Source organism: Micromonospora sp. NPDC047730 (assembly GCF_043204765.1).
GTDB lineage: Bacteria > Actinomycetota > Actinomycetes > Mycobacteriales > Micromonosporaceae > Micromonospora.
On sequence record NZ_JBIDCU010000006.1, the window covers coordinates 364,374 to 381,972 of the forward strand.

Consider the following 17,599-nt stretch of genomic DNA (forward strand, 5'->3'; position numbering starts at 1 on the left):
CGTTGTGCCCACACCGCCGCCCGGCGACCCGCAGGGGCCAGCGGGGGCTGGCGGATCCGCCAGCCCCAGACCCTACCGTCCGTGATGGAAACCGGCTCAGGACGGTGAGGGTGTCGGTTCGCCGAGCGGATCCTCGCTGAACGTCGGGAAGGGATCCTCGCCCGTGAGCGACGGGTCGATGCTCGGCTGCGGCCGGGTCCGCTCGTCGTCGATCGCGTTGCGGACCTTCACCGACACCAACGATCCGGCGCACTGCTGGGCAGCGGCCGACGGATCGGGCGACGGCTCCACGGCCGGCGCCCCGTCCACCGGCGGCGGCGCACAGGTCGGCTCGCGCACCCAGAGGTCGAGGGTCAGCTCGTCCCGGCGCCAGCAGGTGTAGCTCCCCTTCGGCGACTGCTCGGGGCAGCGGGTCACCTGCCAGGGCCGCCAGCCGTCCTCGGTCAGCGCCCGCTCGTAGACCTGCGCGGTCTCCTCCGGGGCCCGTTCGGAGGTGATGGTGCGTTCGCGCAGCCGGCAGTCGAGCAGGCACCACCGGCTGCCGCTGACGTCGTCGACCGTCTTCGCCGCCGCCCAGCCCGGCACGTCCAGCTCGTCGAGGGTGTCGAAGACCGGGTCGCGGCTGAGCGTGCGGATGCCGAAGAAGAGCGGGATCGCGCCGAGGAGCACCACGCTGACCAGGGCCAGGACGCCCATCCGCAGCCGCCGCCGCTCGCGCATCTGCCGCCGCAGTTCGGACCGCGCGCCGCGCAGCCCGCCGGAGGCGGGGGCGTCGTCGTCGGGCGACTCCGGCTCCGCGGCCTGCCGCAGCGCCGGCCCGTCCGCCGGCCCCGGCCCGACGGCGGACGGATCGGCGGACGGTACGACCGAGACGGCGGCCCGGGCCACCGGCGGCCCGCCGGCGGGTCCCGGCGGCGGCACCGGCGGGACGCCCGCCGGCTCCGGTCGCCCGGGGTCACGGGGCGGCGGCAGGGCGCGCCCGGTGGCGCGGTCCTCCGGTCCGGGCCGGGGCGCCGGGGCGGCGGCGCGGGCCACGCCGGTCGGCCCGGCCGGCGCGCCAGGTCCGGCGATGCCCGGGCCGGCGGTGCCAGGTCCCACGGTGCCCGGGCCGGCGGTGCCGGGCAAAGTCGTGGGGGCCGGCGTCCCGCCGGCGTGGGTGGTCCCGGGCGGCATCCCGCCGGCGTCGGGGGCCCCGGGCGGCGGCACGGCGGCCCGACCCGGCGCGGCGTCGGGTCGCGCGGCGCCCCGGACCGGCCCGCCCTGGGTCACGTCGGGACGGGCCCGGCCACCCGGGCGCGCCTCGCCTTCGAGCGGTCCAGCCGGCGCCGGTCGCGCGGCGCCCCGCGCCGGCGGCGGACCGGAGGGTGCGCCGTCGGCCGGCCGGGGCGGTTCGGAACCGGGCCGGGCCCGGCCCGTCACCTGTCCGGGGTCGTCGCCGGGGACCGGCGGTCGCGCGCCGGGCCGGGCTCGGCCGGCGAGGGCGCGACCGGTCCCGGCGCCGCGCCGCTCCGGATCGGGTGCCACCGGCGGGCCACCCGGACCGGGCGGCGCCGCCGGTGGCTTGACGGTCGGCAGGGCGGGGTCGGTGTGGTGGGTGCGGCCGGCCTGCCGGAGCCAGTCGGCCGGGCGCTCCGGCCGGCCGCCCCGGGGCTCACCGGGGGCGGGCCGCCGCCGGCCCGGTTCCCCCTCGCCGGGTGCCACACGGCGCCCCGGCCCGGCGTTCTCTTCCTCGTCCGGGCTCGTCCGGTGCCCCCGGACACGGCCGGCCGGGGCCTCCGCACGACCGGTGGGCGGCGCCGCGGGGCCGCCGTCCGCACGACCGGTGGGCGGTGCCGCGGGGCCGCCGTCCGCACGGCGGGTGGGCGCGGAGGCGGGACCGCCCTGCGCGGGCACCGACCCGGCGCCGGGCGGCGCGGGGGGCGCGCCGGGCACCGGCGGGGCATTGCCGGAACGGGGCACCACCGGCTCGTCCGGCTCGGCGGCGCGGCGTCGACCGGCCGGGCCGGGACGGCGGTGGTCGATCGCGTCCACGCCCGGCGCGGCGCCGGGGGCGGCGGTCGGCGGGGCGGCCGTCGGCGCCTGCCCGGTCGCCTCGGTCGGCTGGGGGCCGCCGGCGTCGACCGGGCCGCGCCGCAGCCGACCGGCACGGGGGTCACGCTCGTCGGCCGGGGCGCCGCGCAGCTCGCCGGTCGGCGGGTCGAGGGGCGGCTGGGCGGCACCGGGTGGCGGGACGGCGACCCGGGCGGCGCCGACGGGACCCCCTGGGCGGCCGGAGGCGCCCGGCGCCGGCGCGGCACCCGGCGCGGGGGCCCGACCGGAACGCCTGCCCGGCGACGGCGGTTCCACCGGCGTCACGGCGGGCGGAGCGCCCGGAGCGCCCACCGGCGCACCCGCGGGCGGCCCGGATCGCGGGGCCCTGGCCGGCCCCGGGTGCGGACGGACCGGCGGACCGGCGGGCGGGTGCGCCGACGGACTGGCGGGCACGGCCGGCGGGCCGAGGGGCGCACCGGCCGGCGGGCCGACCGGTGGGCGCTGGCCGGGGGGCACGTCGACCGACGGGCCGACAGGCGGACGCGGGCCGCCCGGCGCACCGCCCTGACGGCCCGTGGCCGGGCCGCCCTGCGGGCCGGTCGAGGGGCCCGAGTCGGGTCGCGGGCGTCGGTCGGGCCCGTCCGGCCCGGGCTGCGGCCGCCCGGCCGCCGGGGCCCGGCGCGCGGACTCCGGTGCGGTGGCGGGACCGGAGGCGGGGGCCGCCGGGCCGGCCGGCCGGGGCTCCGCCGTACCGGGCCAGGGACCGTCCGCCGGCCGGGGACGCGGGGACTCCGCCCCGGCGCGGCGCACCGGAGGCGCGGCGGCCGGGCCGGGGCCACGGTGGGGCGACCCGGAAGGGTCGGGAGGCGTCGGGGCGCCCGGGGGCGGGGTCGGCTCCGCCCCGCCCGGCCCCAGCTCGGTGCGCTGCTGCTTGGCCGAGCGCAGGTCGTCGATCCAGCCGAACTCCTCGCCGCTGATGGGCTCCTCGGGCTCGGCCTCGGCCTTGCCCCGCCCCCAGCGGCGACCCTTGGCGCGGGAGTCGCGCCGCTCGTCCGGGCCGTCCTCCGGTCGCTCCGAACCACGCGATCTCACTGCTGACCCTCTCCGGCGGCGTCACTGCCGCCCTCTCGCGCCGCGCCGGCGCCGCCCGTGTCCGCCGATGGGCGGCCGTTGCCCGCCGATCCGCTCGCCACGCCCACCGGTGCCTCCGGGGGCGCGGCCGGGGCCGGCAGCCCCCGTACGATGCGGCGCAGCAGCGGCAGCCGGGTGGCCACGGCCCGCTCCGCGCCGTGCTGGCTCGGCCGGTAGTAGTCGGCACCGACCAGGTCGTCGGGGACGTACTGCTGGGTGACCACGCCACGCTGGTCGTCGTGCGGGTAGCGGTAGCCGGTGCCGTGGCCCAGCCCCTTGGCGCCGGCGTAGTGCGCGTCGCGCAGCCCGCGGGGCACCGGCCCGCCTCGGCCGGCCCGCACGTCGGCGATCGCCGCGCCGATCGCGGCGGTGGCCGAGTTCGACTTCGGGGCGGTGGCCAGGTGGATCACCGCCTGGGCGAGGTTGAGCTGCGCCTCGGGCAGGCCGACGTACTCCACCGCGTGGGCGGTGGCGGTGGCGACACTCAGCGCAGTCGGGTCGGCCATGCCGACGTCCTCGCTGGCGAAGATGACCAGGCGGCGGGCGATGAACCGGGCGTCCTCGCCGGCGACCAGCATCCGGGCCAGCCAGTGCAGCGCCGCGTCCACGTCCGAGCCGCGCATGCTCTTGATGAAGGCGCTGGTCACGTCGTAGTGGGCGTCGCCGGCGCGGTCGTAGCGCACCGCCGCCACGTCGACCGCCTGCTCGGCGGTGGCCAGGTCGATCCGCCCGGCGCCGAGCGCCGTGGCGGAGGCCGCCGCCGCCTCCAGCGCCGTGAGCGCCTTGCGCACGTCACCGGCCGCGAGGCGGACGAGGTGGTCCTCGGCCTCGGTCTCCAGGATCAGCGCGCCGCCGAGCCCGCGCTCGTCGGCGACCGCGCGGCGCAGCAGGCCGCGCACCGCCGCGTCGTCCAACGGCTGGAGGGTGAGCAGCACGCACCGCGACAGCAGGGGTGAGATCACGGAGAAGTACGGGTTCTCGGTGGTCGCCGCCAGCAGGGTGACGGTGCGGTCCTCGACGGCGGCGAGCAACGAATCCTGCTGGGTCTTGCTGAACCGGTGCACCTCGTCGATGAAGAGCACGGTCTGCGGGCCGCCGGAGCGGCGCTGCCGGCGGGCGGTCTCGATCACCGCGCGCACGTCCTTCACCCCGGCGGTGAGCGCCGACATGGCGACGAAGCGGCGGTCGGTGGCCCGGGCCACCAGGTGCGCGATGGTCGTCTTGCCGCTGCCCGGCGGCCCCCACAGGATGACCGACATCGGCGCGCTGGCGGAGACCAGCTGGCGCAGCGGGGCGCCCGGCGCGAGCAGGTGGTCCTGCCCGACGAGCTCGTCGATGCTGCGCGGGCGCATCCGGACCGGCAGGGGCGAATCCTCCCCCACCGCCGTGAAGCCGTCCACACCGACGGAACCCGCGGGCGCGGGGGGCGCTGCGGCGGGCTCACCGAGGGAGAAGAGGGCGTCGGACTCCATCACGAGAACAGTACCGGTCCCGCCCGACGACGCCGGAAGCGCGCCGTCCGGCGGGACCACTGGTGATCGATTACGGTCAGCCCCGGCCCGGGCGCCGACCCCGGTACCACCGGCCGCCGCCCCCGCCGCGCGGGGCGCTGCCAACCCCGGCAAGGTAGAGGGAGAGCAGCAGCAGGCCCAGCATCAGCAGGGTGGACGGGTTCAGCAGGTCCGGCGCACCGAGGTTGGTGTCGAAGAGGTCGAGCAGCAGGGCGAAGCCGAAAACGATCGCCGCGAGAATGGCGAGCATGTCGTTCCTCCGGTGGGGGTTCCCAGTAGGTCTGCGCGGGATGTACCCAATCGGTCCGCTCGCCAATCTCCACGGTGGACCACCTTGGTTCTGGGTGCCGTCCGGGTTCCGCCGACGGGAGCACGGCGGGCGTTCTAGGCTGGCGACATGATCATCGCCGACCAGGTCCTGGAGGGGCGGGACGCCATCCTGGCGGCTGCCGACCACCACCCGTACGCCCGGCACTCGCTCTGGCTCGGCGAGCAGCCGCGCGGCTGGCGGCGCGACGACGCGGTGGGTTGGCTGCTCCCGGCGGAGCACGGCCCGGCCGGCGGCGCGATCGGCGCGCCCGGGCCGGCGGTCGACGTCTTCGCCGACCTCGTCGCGCGGGGCGTGCTCCGGCCCGGCCAGTGGCTGCACCTGCCGCGGCTCGACCCGGCGGCGCTGGCCGGCCGGCTGGCCGTGGCCCGGCACGACGAGTGGGACTTCCTCTGGACCGTCGCCGCGCCCCCGCGCCAACCCGAGGAGGAGCGGGTGGTCCGGCTCACCGAGGCCGACCGCCCGGCGCTGACGGCGCTGATCGACGAGTCGTTCCCGACCACCACCTCGCGCCCGGACGACCCCCGGGTCGTCGCCTGGTACGGCATCCGCGACGGCGACCGGATCGTCGCCTGCGGGGCGGACCGCAGCCGAGGCGACGTCGGCTTCCTCGCCGGCCTGACCGTCGCCCCCGACCGGCGCGGCCGGGGGCTGGGCGCGGCGCTGACCGCCGGGATGACCCGGGCGCTGTTCGCCCGCCACGACACCGTGGCGCTCGGCGTCTACACCGTCAACGTCGGCGCGATCCGCCTCTACCGGCGGCTCGGCTTCGCCGCCACCCTGGCCCGCAGCTCGGTGCACCTGGCCTGAGCGCGCCGGCGGGCCCCTCTCCCGGGGCCCGCCGGCGCGCCGGTCGCTCAGCCGCCCTGCGCCGGAGCGGGCGCTGCGTCCACCTCCGACCGCCCGCTCACACGCGCGGTGGGACCCGTCCCCGACGCGAATCCGGCACCCGGAGCGGGGACCGGGCCGGGGGCGGCAACGGCCTCCGGAGCCGGGAGCGGGCCGGACGCGGGAACGGCCTCCGACGCGGACACGGGGTCGGGGCCGGCCGGGGTGCGGCGGCCGGCGCGCCAGGCGGGCAGGTAGAGCGGGGCGGCGACGGCCAGGACCACGGCGCCGACGAGCATGGCGGTGCTGATGCTGGTGGCCTCGGCCAGCATCATGAGCACCACTCCGCCGAGCGCCCCCGCCGGCTGGGCCATCATCGAGTTCAGCGAGAGCACGCTGGTCCGGTACGGCCCGTCGACCTGGCGGTGCAGCAGCCCCATGTGCAGCGGGTTCGACGCGCCGTGAACGGCGTAGCAGGCGAGGTAGGCGACGAGCACGCCAACCGGGCCGGCGAACAGACCCATGCCGACCACCGTCACGCCCTGGAGGATCCTCAGCAGCCCGGCGGCGGGTGCGGCGCCCAGCCAGCGCAGCAGCAGCGGGGTCAGCGCGGCACCGGCCGCGTTCGCCAGCCAGGCCACAGAGCTGGCCGGGCCGAGCAGCGCGGCGGCCCGGTCGGCGTCGCCGACGACCTCGGCGAGCCGGATGGGCAGCAGCGACTCGAAGGTGACCATGCCGAAGCCCCAGAACAGCTCGACCGCGACCAGGGCGAGCAGCACCCGGGAGCGGCGCAGCAACCCGAACGCCTGCCCGACCATCCGCGGTGCCTCGACGACCGAGGCGCGCAGCGCCCGGGCGCCGCGGGCCGGCCCGGTCTCGACCATCAGCACCAGCATGGCGACCAGGGCGATCGCCTGCAGCACGATGGCGACGAGCACCGGCAGGGTCAGCGCGCTGACCGGCCCGACCGGGCCGAGCGCGACCAGCCCGCCGCTGAGCAGCGCGCCGGCGCCGATGGCGAGGCCGATGACGGTGCCGGCGAGGCCGAGGCCGCGCTCGTACTCGGCGTCCGGGTCGGCGGCCAGGGTGGCATCGACGTACCAGGACTCCAGGGGGCCGCTGTCCAGCGCCCGGTAGACGCCCTGCAACGCCCACGAGACGAAGAAGAGCCAGAACGAGTCGGCCACCGCAAAGACGGCCAGCGAGACCAGGCAGGTCGCCCAGGCGGCGACGAGCACCGGCTTGCGGCCGAGGGCGTCGGCGAGGCCACCGGTCGGCAGCTCCAGCGCCAGCACCACCAGCCCCTGGGCGGTGGCCACCAGGCCGATCTGGGACAGCGACAGGCCGCGCTCCTGCATCAGCAGGATCATGACGGGGATGAGCAGGCCGCCGGGCAGCCAGCGCAGGCCGTAGAGGGTGAGGTAGCGGAACCGGACCTGGCGTACGGACAGCGCGGTCATCGCATCTCCCGGAGCAGCGGGTACGCGGCGAGAAAGATCTGCACCGACTCGGCGTCGGGCGCGGCCGGCTCGGCGTCGGCTTCGTGCCGGTAGCGTTCGAGGACCTGCCACAGGTCGGCCTCGAGCGCCTTGAGCCGGTCGGGCGGGATGGTCATGAAGACGTCGCCCATGCCGAGGGCGTCCCGCCAGGCCGGCGACCACTCGTGCTGGGTGGCGAACCACTGCTCGGCGTGCTCGGCCAGGAGGCGCACCTGGTCGCCCTGGATCCACTCGATCGCGGCGCGGGCGTCCGGGTCGTCGTCGAAGTCGCTGGTCTCCCAGTTGGTGACGGCGTGCGCGGCCCGCCACCAACGCTGCCGGCCCGTCCCCCGGTCCGGGTCCTCGACAACGAGCCCGACCTCGGCGAGCTGGCGCAGGTGGTAGCTGGTGGCACCGGTGTTCGTGTTCAGCAGCTCGGCGAGGGTGGTCGCCGTCGCCGGCCCCTTCACCCGCAGCGCCCCGAGCAGGCGCAGTCGCAGCGGGTGCGCCAGCACGCGCACCTGCCGGTGGTCGAGGCGCACGCTGCGCGGCGCCGACTTCCCGTCGTCTCCCATGGCTGCACGATATCTGTGCACACTTTCTATGCACAAGACTTGTGCATAGAAAGTGTGCATCATCCGACAGGGCGGGCCCGAGGGCTCAGGGGGCGAGGATTTCGCGGATGCCGCGCAGCCGGGTCGGCAGCAGGGCGGCGGCGCGGGACGAGTCGAGGCGCACCTCGGCGGGGCGGACGAGGCCCGAGGAAGCGCTGGTGGTGGTCTTCAGCCCGGCCGGGTCGAGGCCGAACCGCGCCGCCACCAGCAGGCCCATCTCCGCCCGGCTGACCGCGTCCGGGCCGGCCACGTTGAGCGGGCCCGCGTACCGGCTGTCGACCAGGTCGAGCACGGCGGCGGCCAGGTCGGCCACGTCGACCGGGCAGCGGATCTCGTCGGTGAACAGGGCGGCCCGCCCGGCGAGGGCGTCGAGGCAGAGCCGGATCTGCTTGCTCCGCTCGTCGCCGACGATCAGGGAGGTACGCACCAACGCCGCACCCGGGTCGATCGCCCGCACGGCGGTCTCGGCCGCCGCCTTCGCCGCCCCGTACGGGAAGACCGGGCTGGGCGGCTCGTCGTCGGCGTACGGCTCGGGGCGGCCGGCGTGCAGCGCGTCGCTGGACAGGTGCACCAGCCGCGCTCCCACCTCGGCGACCGCGTACGCGACGTGCGCCGCCCCGTCGGCGGTCACCGTCCACTCGGCGTACCGGTAGGGGGTGCTGACCACGGCGTCGGGGCGGACCCGGGCGACCAGCTCGCGCACGGCGGACCGGTCCGTCACGTCCAGGCGGCGCGCCTCGACGCCGGGCACCTCGACCCCGCCCGAGTGGTACGTCCCAACCACCCGCTCCCCCGCCGCGACCGCCTGCCGGCAGACCTCACCGCCGAGGTACCCGCTGGCCCCCACCACGAGCAGCGTCACGCCGCCCCCTTCAGTCGGTGATCAGGAGGTCCGCGTCGAGGCCGACGACGCGAACCTCCTGATCGACGAGAACCGCGATCAGGTCGGGTCGGCGACCGGGGCGGCTGGGCCGACCGTGCCGGTGTGCGCCGTCGCCGGGGGCTTCGGCTTGGCGTCGATGCCGGCCTCGGTGCGCTGCTGCGCGGTGATCGGCGTCGGCGCGCCGGTCAGCGGGTCGAAGCCGCCCCGGGTCTTCGGGAAGGCGATCACCTCGCGGATCGAGTCCGCGCCGGCGAGCAGCATGCAGACCCGGTCCCAGCCGAAGGCGATGCCGCCGTGCGGCGGGGCGCCGTACTTGAACGCCTCCAGCAGGAAGCCGAACTTGTCCTGCGCCTCCTCGGGGGTGATGCCGAGCAGGTCGAAGACGCGCTGCTGCACGTCGCCCCGGTGGATACGGATCGAGCCGCCGCCGATCTCGTTGCCGTTGCAGACGATGTCGTACGCGTAGGCCAGCGCCCGGTCCGGCGCCTCCTCGAACCGGTCGACCCACTCCGCGTTCGGCGAGGTGAACGGGTGGTGCACGGCCGTCCAGCCGCCCTCGTCCGTCTTCTCGAACATCGGCGCGTCGACCACCCAGCAGAACGCCCAGGCGCTCTCGTCGACCAGGCCGGCCCGCTTGGCGATCTCGATCCGGGCCGCGCCGAGCAACTCCTGCGCCTCCCGGGTGTTGGCGCTGGCGGCGAAGAACACCGCGTCGCCCGGCTTGGCCCCGACCGCGTCGGCCAGCCCGCCCAGGTGCTCGGCGGAGAGGTTCTTCGCCACCGGCCCGCGCGCCTCGCCGGTCTCCGCGTCGAGCACCACGTACGCGAGGCCGCGCGCGCCGCGCGCCTTGGCCCAGTCCTGCCAGCCGTCCAGTTCCTTGCGGCTCTGCGACGCGCCGCCCGGCATGACGACCGCGCCGACGTAGCCGCCGGCGTCGATCGCCCCGGCGAAGACCCGGAACTCGGTGCCGCGCAGGTAGTCGGTCAGCTCGGTCAGCTCGACGCCGTAGCGCAGGTCCGGCTTGTCGGAGCCGTACCGGGCCATCGCGTCGTGCCAGGTGATGCGCGGGATCGGCCGGGAGATCTCGTGGCCGGCCAGGTCCTTCCAGAGCGCCGAGACGATCGCCTCGCCGAGGTCGATCACGTCGTCCTCGGTGACGAACGACATCTCGATGTCGAGCTGGGTGAACTCCGGCTGCCGGTCGGCGCGGAAGTCCTCGTCCCGGTAGCAGCGGGCGATCTGGTAGTACCGCTCCATGCCGCCGACCATCAGCAGCTGCTTGAACAGCTGCGGCGACTGCGGCAGCGCGTACCAGCTGCCCGGCTGGAGGCGCACCGGCACCAGGAAGTCGCGGGCACCCTCCGGGGTGGACCGGGTCAGCGTCGGGGTCTCGATCTCCAGGAAGTCCCGCTCGTGCAGCACCGAGCGGGCGAGCTGGTTGGCGCGCGAGCGCAGCCGCATCGCCTTCGCCGGGCCGCTGCGGCGCAGGTCGAGGTAGCGGTAACGCAGCCGGATGTCGTCGCCGGCCTCCACCTGGTCGTCCACCGGCAGCGGCAGCGGCGCCGCCTCGGAGAGCACCTCCAGCTCGGCGGCGGTCACCTCGATCTCGCCGGTCGGCAGCTCCGGGTTCTCGTTGCCCTCGGGCCGGCGGGTCACCTCGCCGGTGACCCGGACGCAGAACTCGTTGCGCAGCGCGTGCGCGTCCTCCTCGCGGAAAACCACCTGGACCACGCCGGAGCCGTCGCGCAGGTCCACGAAGATCACGCCGCCGTGGTCGCGCCGGCGGGCGACCCAGCCGGCGAGCGTCACCGTGGTGCCGGCGTCCGTCGCGCGCAGGCTGCCGGCGTCATGGGTACGGATCACGACTCGCGTCTCCTCATCTGCGGTACACCGTTACCCCTGGCATTCTGTCAGCCTTCCCCGGAGCACCGTTGCGGGGTGAGGAAGGCGGGGACGGCCACCGCCGGCGCGGACGCGTTCCCGCCCTACAGCGGGATGTCCCAGGCCCGCACGGTCACCACCACCGTGCCGTCGTCGCCGACGTCGGTGACCTGCAACAGTGCCATCTTCCAGGTATCGCCGCGCTCCTGCGCGTCACCCAGCGAGGTCTTGACGCAGATCGCCACGCCCTTGCGGGCGGGGACGTTGATGTCCGGGCCGATGGGGCCCTTGTCGATCCGGTCGTAGCAGTCGGCGGCGCCGAGCGAGGCGCTGTCGACCTGGCTGCCCTTCGTACCCCTGGTCAGGTTGAAGTACGACGAGTTGCCCCCGCAGCGGGCGGTGAACCGGAGTTCCTCGCCGTCGCTGACCCGCACCTCGGGCTTGTCGAGGTCGATGTCCACGTAGCTGTCGCAGCCCGCCCGGAGGGTGAGTTCCTCCCCGACGTACTTGTCGGTGTAGCGGGTCTGCTGGCTGAGCGACGGTTCGCCGCTCCCGGCGGGCGTCGGCCCGGACGGCGACTCCGCCCCCGTCTGTTCCGGAGCCGGCGTGGTCGACTCGTTCGTCGGCTCGCCGGTGCCCGCCGGCGGGCCTTCGGGCCGCCCCGCGCCGGCGGCCCGGGCGATGTCCCGGGCGTCGTTGGCCTGGTCGAGTGCCCGGAGCGACAGCGCCGTGGCCAGCAGCCCCAGGACGACGGCCAGCACGGCCGCGCCGGCCGCGACCAGGGGCCAGCGGCCGCTCGACTTCGGCGCTCCCGGACCGCCCGGGCCGGAGGACGGCGGCACCGGGGCGCCCTGCTGGTCGGAGGTCATGTCGTGGCTCCTCACGTCGGGACGGCCGTCGGCCGGACACGGGGCGCATTTATCGCAGATAGTTGTCAAGATCGCTGTCAGCAACCCGTCACCCAACGGGATCAGCTCGTCACGGACCAGCCGGGATAATGAACCACCCCCATCGATCTTGTGCAGGTGAGACCCCCATGACCGAGCCGGTGACCGGCACGGATTCCGCCCGCCGCCGGCGGGGGTTGACCCCCGGCGAGAAGACCGGCGCCGCGATCGGTCTGGCCAGCCTGCTCGTCGCCGTGCTCGCCTGGCAGTGGCCCCGGCAGGGCCAGGGACCGGCGGCCACGCCACCGCCCACCCCGACCCGGGCCACGACCGGTGCCGCCGCCGCGCCACCGGTCGCCACCACCTCCGCGGCCCCCACCGGTGCCGCCGGCCGGACATACCTCGACACGCTGACGCCCGAGACCGGCGGGCCGTACCTGCAACCGTTGCCGCGCGCGCTGGCCGGCCGCTCCGACCTGCCGCATCCGGTCGTGCTCTCCTGCCCGACCAACGACGGCGAGGACCGGAGCCGGTCGGTCAGCTACCCGCTCAAGCGTCGCTACCTGGACTTCTCCGCCAGTTTCCGGGCCTGGTACCCGCCGGCTGAGGACCCGGAGTCGGCCGTGCGGATCAGCGCCGTGGTGACCGTCCGGGAGCCCGACGACACCCTGACCCGACAGCCCCGGCCGGGCCGGACGACGACGATGTCCCGACCGGCGCAGCCGCTGTCCTTCTCCGTGGAGGGGGGCGACCTGCTGACGCTGACCGTGGAGTGCGACTTCGGCGGGGGCGTCGCCGTCCTCGCCGACGCCGGCCTCATCCGCTGACGAAAGCGGCGGGCCGGCTGGTCCCGCGACCGGTCAGTCGCGCGGGTCGGCGGGGAGCAGGTGGTTCACCACGATCTCCCCGACGGTGAGCGCCCGGGCGCGTTCCTCCACCCCGCGGTCGGCGCCGGTGAGCCGCCCGCCGTGCTGGCGCAGGTGCTCCTCCCAGGACGGCACCTGGTAGACCTCGACGAAACCGTGCTCCCGCTCCCCCGTGCGGTACAACCCCCAGCGCATCGCCCCGGTACGCCGCCGCGAACGCCCCACCAGCCGCATCGCCTCGACGAACTCCGCCTGCCGCTCGGGCGGCACCGTGTAGGAGACGGTCACCAACACCGGCCCGCTACGCGGATCGGCGGGCAGCGTCAGGTGCGGCTCCGGCCACCACACCGCCGGGTCGCGGTCGACGCCCCGGGTGTCGCGCAGCGGCCAGAGCGGCACGGTCGCCGCGCCGGCCGCCATCATCGCGGCGGCAACGGCGAGCGCGACCACGAGGTCGGTCACCTCGCCGAGCGCGCCCCAGGCGACCGCCCCGAGCGCCTGCCCGCCGGCGAAGACCATCTGGTAGACCGAGAGCCCGCGGGCGCGTACCCAGCCGGGCAGGAAGAGCTGCATCGCCGCGTTGACGCTGGACAGCACGGTCATCCAGGCCATCCCGGCGGGCACCAGGGCCAGGGTGACCGGCACCGGCCCCGGTGCCAGGGCGAGCACCGCCAGGACGGCGGCGTAGACCAGCCCGGCCAGCAGCAGCAACCGGCTGGTGGTGAGCGACTGCCGGATCCGGGGCAGCACGAGGGCACCGGCCACCGCGCCGACGCCGAGGGCGGCCAGCAGCACGCCGTACCCGCCCGCGCCGAGGTGTAGGCGGCGGCTGGCGACCAGGGGCAGCAGCGCCCACAGGGCACTGCCGGGAACCACGAACAGCGCCGCCCGCAGCAGGATCCGGCGGACCACCGGCGAGTGCCGCACGTAGCGGCCGCCGGCACGCAGCGCCGCCGCGAACCGCTCCGGCATGTCGTCGCCCTCGGGCCGTGCCGGCCGCCAGCGCAGCAGGGCCAGCGCGAAGACGGCGAACGACACCGCGTTCACGGCGAAGACGGTGGCGACGCCGGCCCGGGCCACCAGCACGCCGGCCACCGCCGGCCCGACCGAGCGCGCCAGGTTCACGCTGATCGACCCGAGCGCCGAGGCCGAGACGAGCTGCGACCGGGGCACCAGTTCGGGGATGACCGCCTGCCAGGCCGGCAGGGTCAGCGCCTGGCCGACGCCGAGCGCGAAAGTCAGGGTGAGCAGCAGCGCCGGCGGCATCCGGTCGGCGGCGGTGAGGCCGGTCAGCAGGACGCCGACGGCCGCCAGGAAGCACTGCACCCCGATCAGCAGGCGGCGACGGTCGAGGGTGTCGGCCAGCGCGCCGGCGGGCAGGGCGAGCAGCAGCACCGGCAGCATGCTGGCGGTCTGCACGAGCGACACCAGCGTCGAGGCGTTGGCCTCGTCGACGAGCAGCCACTGGGCGCCGACCGTCTGCATCCAGGTGCCCACGTTGCTGGCCAGCACCGCCAGCCAGAGGCTGCGGAACGCGGCGAGCCGCAGCGGGGCCCAGGCGGAGGAGGCCACGTCGGCGGGCGAGGTCGCGGGGGCGTTCACCGACCGGAACGTACCCCGGCCGGTCTGGTCCAGTCCGGCGAACCGGGCCGGGGCACGCGAGCGGGCCGCCGGATCGCCCGGCGGCCCGCTGGTGTGCGATCGGTCAGAAGATGCTGACGCCGTAGCGGCTCAGCGCCTCCGTGACCGGCTGGAAGTAGGTCGTGCCGCCCCAGCTGCAGTTGCCGCTGCCGCCGGAGGTCAGCCCCAGGGCGGTGGAGCCGCTGAACAGCGAGCCGCCGCTGTCGCCCGGCTCGGCGCAGACGTTGGTGCGGATCAGGCCGTAGACGGAGCCCTCGGCGTAGTTCACCGTGGCGTTGAGCGCGGTCACCGAGCCGCCGCGCAGGCCGGTGGTGCTGCCGGAGCGCTGCACCGACTGGCCGACGTACGCGTTGCCGGCGGCGGTGATGTCGCGGTAGCTGCCGTTGTAGAGGTAGACGTTGCCGGCCGCGTTGGCGGAGTTGCTGTGCCGCACGATGCCGTAGTCGTCGCCCGGGAAGCTGGTGCCGGTGCGGGTGCCCAGCAGGCTGGTCTGGGCGGAGTTGCTGTACCAGCTGGAGGCGATGTTGGTGCAGTGCCCGGCGGTCAGGAAGTAGTAGGTGCTGCCGCTGCGGACGTTGAAGCCCAGCGAGCAGCGACCGCCGCCACCGGCGTAGATGGCCTGGCCGCCGGAGATCCGGGTGCTCAGCACACCGGCCTCGGCCTCGATCCGGATCGCGCCGTTCATCCGCGCGGCGGCGGCCTTGACGCGCTCCAGCTTGGCGCCGGTCACGGTGCTGTCGACGGAGACGACGACCTGGTTGGTGGCCGGGTCGGTCCACCAGGCGGTGCCGGGGATCTTCGCGGAGCGGTCCAGCTCCGCGGTGGCCCGGGCCAGCTCGCCGGCGCCGCGCTTGACGATCTTCGGGGTCGCGCCGGCGGCGGCGACCTGCCGGGCGGCGAGCGCGTCGGTCACGGTGACGACCATCTTGCCGCTGGCGTCGGCGTACGTGCCGGCGGACCGGTCGCCGAGGCGCTCAGCCAGGCCGGCGGCGGCGTCCGGAGAGGCGAACGCGGGTGCGGCCTGGGCGGGCGCGCCGATCAGCGAGCCGGCGACCAGGGCTCCGGCCGCGGCGAGGGTGGCGGCGCGACGGAGCGAGGACCTCGTGGGTCGCATGCAACAACCTCCAGGGAGGGGACGACTGGCCCCCGTCGGGGTGAGGGGGCCGGGACCATGCCGGCCGATCTGGGGCAATCGGCCGGACTGACTGAAGTATTCACATATTTAAGATCGTAGGCAAGACCCGACTTTGTCCTTTTCGCCCCGGCTGCGGCCGTCACCATTCCGAAACATTGTGGACACAGACGTCTGTCTATACGCTCTGTTCACCGCACCATCACCCTCGGCACCCGCGACCCGGAGGCCATCATGAAGTCCATCCGACGGCTGCTCGTCCCCCTCGCCGCGCTCACCACCCTCGTCCTGCTGGCCGGCACCCCGGCCGCCGCCGACCCCGGCCCGCCCCCGAACTCGATGGCCAGCCTCGGCGACTCGATCACCCGCGGCTTCAACGCCTGCGGCTGGTACAGCGACTGCACCTCCCGGTCCTTCAGCACCGGCGACTACTCCACGGTGAACAGTCACTACCTGCGCATCCGCGCGACCAACGCGGCCATCAACGGCCGCAATTACAACGACGCCCGCAGCGGCGCGAAGTCCGCCGACATGTACGGCCAGGCCGGCACCGCCGTCAGCCAGGGCGTCGACTACGTCACGATGCTGATCGGCGCCAACGACGCCTGCACGAGCACGGAGGCGGGGATGACCTCGGTGGCCACCTACCGGGCCAACATCGACGCCGCGCTCAACCGCCTCAAGACGGGGCTGCCCAACGCCCGGGTGCAGGTGATCAGCGTGCCCGACATCCACCGGCTCTGGTCCGTCGGCAAGGACAGCGGCAGCGCCCGCAGCGCCTGGTCCCTGTTCGGCATCTGCCAGTCGATGCTCGCCAACCCGACCTCCACCGCCCAGGCGGACGTCGACCGGCGCAACCGGGTACGCCAGCGGGTGGTCGACTACAACACCCAGCTCGCCCAGGCCTGCACGGCGTACGGCCCGAACTGCGACTTCGACGACAACGCCGTGTTCGGCTACCCGTTCACCCTCGGCCAGCTCTCCAGCTGGGACTACTTCCACCCGAACACCAGCGGGCAGCAGGTCCTCGCGAGCGTCTCGTACGCCGCCGGATTCGGCTGGTAGCGCGCCGGAGCTGACGCGCGGGCGGCGACCACCGTCCGCGCGTCGTCGCGCGTGCTCACCCGACGCGGCGGCGCGCCCCGGGCCCCGGGCGCGGCACCACGTCGCGGGGCCGGGCCACCTCGTGGCCGCGCTCGCAGCGCAGCTCGACGCGCACCTCGGCGCCGCAGTCGCGGTGCGCGACGGTCAACGGCGAGCCGGCCGGGTCGGCCAGGTAGCGGTCGCCCCAGCCGAGGACGGCGACCAGCACCGGCCACAGGTCGAGCCCCATCTCGGTCAGCCGGTACTCGTGACGCACCCGGCTGCCCGGCTCGCGGTAGGGCTCGCGCCGCAGCACGCCCCGCTCCACCAGCATCGCCAGCCGGTTGGTGAGCACCTGCCGGGGAATGCCGGTGCGGACGCGCATGTCGTCGAAGCGGCGGATGCCGTTGAAGACCTCGCGCAGGACGACCAGCGTCCACCGCTCGCCGAGGACCTCCATCGCGCGGGCGATCGTGCAGTTCTCGATCGACCAGTCCAGTGCCGCGGGCCTCATGCGATCCAGGCTAGGTCTGATTGACAGACTCAGCAACGCGCTGCCAGGCTGGGTCCATGACACAGACGCAGGACCCGGCGCGCAGCCGTACCTTCTCGTGGTCCGACCCGGGCATCAACGTCGCGCACCTCGGCCGGCGCAGCGGCCTGGAACTGCTCCGCGCGATGATCGCCGGGGAGCTCGCGGCGCCGCCGATCATGCACCTGGTCGACATGTCCCGGATGGAGGCCGACGAGGGCCGGGTGGCCGTCGAGCTGGTCCCCCAGGAGTTCCACTACAACCCGCTCGGCACCGTGCACGGCGGGGTCATCTCCACCCTGCTGGACACGGCGGCGGCCTGCGCGGTGCACACCACGCTGCCGGCCGGGGTCGGCTACACCTCGCTGGACCTGAACGTGAAGTTCCTGCGTCCCGTCACCGTCGCGAGCGGCACCCTGCGCTGCGAGGGCACCGTGCTACAGCGTGGCCGTCGCACGGCGCTGGCCGAGGCGAGGCTGCTCGACGCCCAGTCCCGCCTCGTCGCCCACGCCACCTCCACCTGCCTCCTCTACCCCCTGGACCAACCCGCCTGACCCCCACCCCCACCCCACCCCGCCCGCACCCCCTCGACCCGCCGATCTTGCACTTTCGGCCCGCGATACGCCGCAATTGCGGCTTTCGCCCGGGCACAAAATGCAAGATCGCGGGAGTGGGAGCGGGGGGGGTGTCCCTATGGGTTTCGTCAAGCTGTGATCGGCGGTGTGGGGCGGGGCTGGTAGGGGATCTTGTCGCGGAGCATGGCGAACAGGACG

At 75.7% G+C, this 17,599-nt stretch carries 15 protein-coding genes; 4 read left to right on the plus strand and 11 right to left on the minus strand.

Going from position 1 to position 17,599, the window contains the following annotated elements:
- Positions 1 to 96 precede the first annotated feature (96 nt).
- From ACGF5G_RS17675 to ACGF5G_RS17685, 3 genes are all read right to left on the minus strand, one after another.
- Entirely contained in the window at positions 97 to 720 is a 624-nt protein-coding gene (locus ACGF5G_RS17675) for a hypothetical protein (protein ID WP_393263854.1), read from the minus strand.
- Between the two features lie 2,399 nt (positions 721 to 3,119).
- Entirely contained in the window at positions 3,120 to 4,634 is a 1,515-nt protein-coding gene (locus ACGF5G_RS17680) for a replication-associated recombination protein A (RefSeq protein WP_393263812.1), read from the minus strand.
- A gap of 76 nt (positions 4,635 to 4,710) precedes the next feature.
- The gene (locus ACGF5G_RS17685) at positions 4,711 to 4,923 is read right to left on the minus strand and encodes a hypothetical protein (RefSeq protein ID WP_350708997.1); all 213 of its coding nucleotides are present in this window, start codon (positions 4,921 to 4,923) and stop codon (positions 4,711 to 4,713) included.
- Positions 4,924 to 5,070: 147 nt separating this feature from the next.
- Here ACGF5G_RS17685 and ACGF5G_RS17690 point away from each other — a divergent pair, with 147 nt between their 5' ends.
- Complete coding sequence (locus ACGF5G_RS17690; protein ID WP_393263814.1) at positions 5,071 to 5,811, plus strand: GNAT family N-acetyltransferase; 741 nt, start codon at positions 5,071 to 5,073, stop codon at positions 5,809 to 5,811.
- Between the two features lie 47 nt (positions 5,812 to 5,858).
- On the opposite strand, the gene ACGF5G_RS17695 is transcribed toward ACGF5G_RS17690, so the two are convergent.
- From ACGF5G_RS17695 to ACGF5G_RS17715, 5 genes are all read right to left on the minus strand, one after another.
- Positions 5,859 to 7,289 carry an MFS transporter gene (locus tag ACGF5G_RS17695; RefSeq protein ID WP_393263816.1) on the minus strand — a complete coding sequence of 477 codons (1,431 nt, stop codon included), beginning with the start codon at positions 7,287 to 7,289 and terminating at the stop codon, positions 5,859 to 5,861.
- Positions 7,286 to 7,882: a helix-turn-helix domain-containing protein gene (locus tag ACGF5G_RS17700; protein WP_393263818.1), complete on the minus strand. Its 597-nt coding sequence runs from the start codon at positions 7,880 to 7,882 to the stop codon at positions 7,286 to 7,288. The genes ACGF5G_RS17695 and ACGF5G_RS17700 overlap by 4 nt, the downstream gene beginning before the upstream one ends.
- Positions 7,883 to 7,967: 85 nt before the next feature.
- Entirely contained in the window at positions 7,968 to 8,783 is an 816-nt protein-coding gene (locus tag ACGF5G_RS17705) for an SDR family oxidoreductase (protein WP_393263820.1), read from the minus strand.
- Positions 8,784 to 8,861: 78 nt separating this feature from the next.
- A complete protein-coding gene (gene aspS / locus ACGF5G_RS17710) occupies positions 8,862 to 10,667 on the minus strand; it encodes an aspartate--tRNA ligase (RefSeq protein WP_393263822.1) in 1,806 nt (601 codons plus the stop codon).
- A 122-nt stretch (positions 10,668 to 10,789) separates the two neighbouring features.
- Positions 10,790 to 11,554, minus strand: coding sequence for a hypothetical protein (locus ACGF5G_RS17715; protein WP_393263824.1), 765 nt, complete (start codon positions 11,552 to 11,554; stop codon positions 10,790 to 10,792).
- Positions 11,555 to 11,721: 167 nt separating this feature from the next.
- Here ACGF5G_RS17715 and ACGF5G_RS17720 point away from each other — a divergent pair, with 167 nt between their 5' ends.
- Positions 11,722 to 12,399, plus strand: coding sequence for a hypothetical protein (locus ACGF5G_RS17720; protein ID WP_393263826.1), 678 nt, complete (start codon positions 11,722 to 11,724; stop codon positions 12,397 to 12,399).
- A 33-nt stretch (positions 12,400 to 12,432) separates the two neighbouring features.
- Here the strand turns inward: ACGF5G_RS17720 and ACGF5G_RS17725 are convergent, their stop codons facing one another.
- Positions 12,433 to 14,040 carry an MFS transporter gene (locus ACGF5G_RS17725; RefSeq protein WP_393263828.1) on the minus strand — a complete coding sequence of 536 codons (1,608 nt, stop codon included), beginning with the start codon at positions 14,038 to 14,040 and terminating at the stop codon, positions 12,433 to 12,435.
- 103 nt (positions 14,041 to 14,143) lie between these two features.
- A complete protein-coding gene (locus ACGF5G_RS17730; RefSeq protein WP_393263829.1) occupies positions 14,144 to 15,193 on the minus strand; it encodes a S1 family peptidase in 1,050 nt (349 codons plus the stop codon).
- 252 nt (positions 15,194 to 15,445) lie between these two features.
- Between ACGF5G_RS17730 and ACGF5G_RS17735 the strand changes: the two genes are divergently transcribed.
- Positions 15,446 to 16,276, plus strand: coding sequence for an SGNH/GDSL hydrolase family protein (locus ACGF5G_RS17735; RefSeq protein ID WP_393263831.1), 831 nt, complete (start codon positions 15,446 to 15,448; stop codon positions 16,274 to 16,276).
- A gap of 55 nt (positions 16,277 to 16,331) precedes the next feature.
- On the opposite strand, the gene ACGF5G_RS17740 is transcribed toward ACGF5G_RS17735, so the two are convergent.
- Positions 16,332 to 16,808: a helix-turn-helix domain-containing protein gene (locus tag ACGF5G_RS17740; protein ID WP_357703869.1), complete on the minus strand. Its 477-nt coding sequence runs from the start codon at positions 16,806 to 16,808 to the stop codon at positions 16,332 to 16,334.
- Positions 16,809 to 16,864: 56 nt separating this feature from the next.
- Here ACGF5G_RS17740 and ACGF5G_RS17745 point away from each other — a divergent pair, with 56 nt between their 5' ends.
- Positions 16,865 to 17,380: a PaaI family thioesterase gene (locus ACGF5G_RS17745; protein WP_357703871.1), complete on the plus strand. Its 516-nt coding sequence runs from the start codon at positions 16,865 to 16,867 to the stop codon at positions 17,378 to 17,380.
- Positions 17,381 to 17,599: the final 219 nt, after the last annotated feature.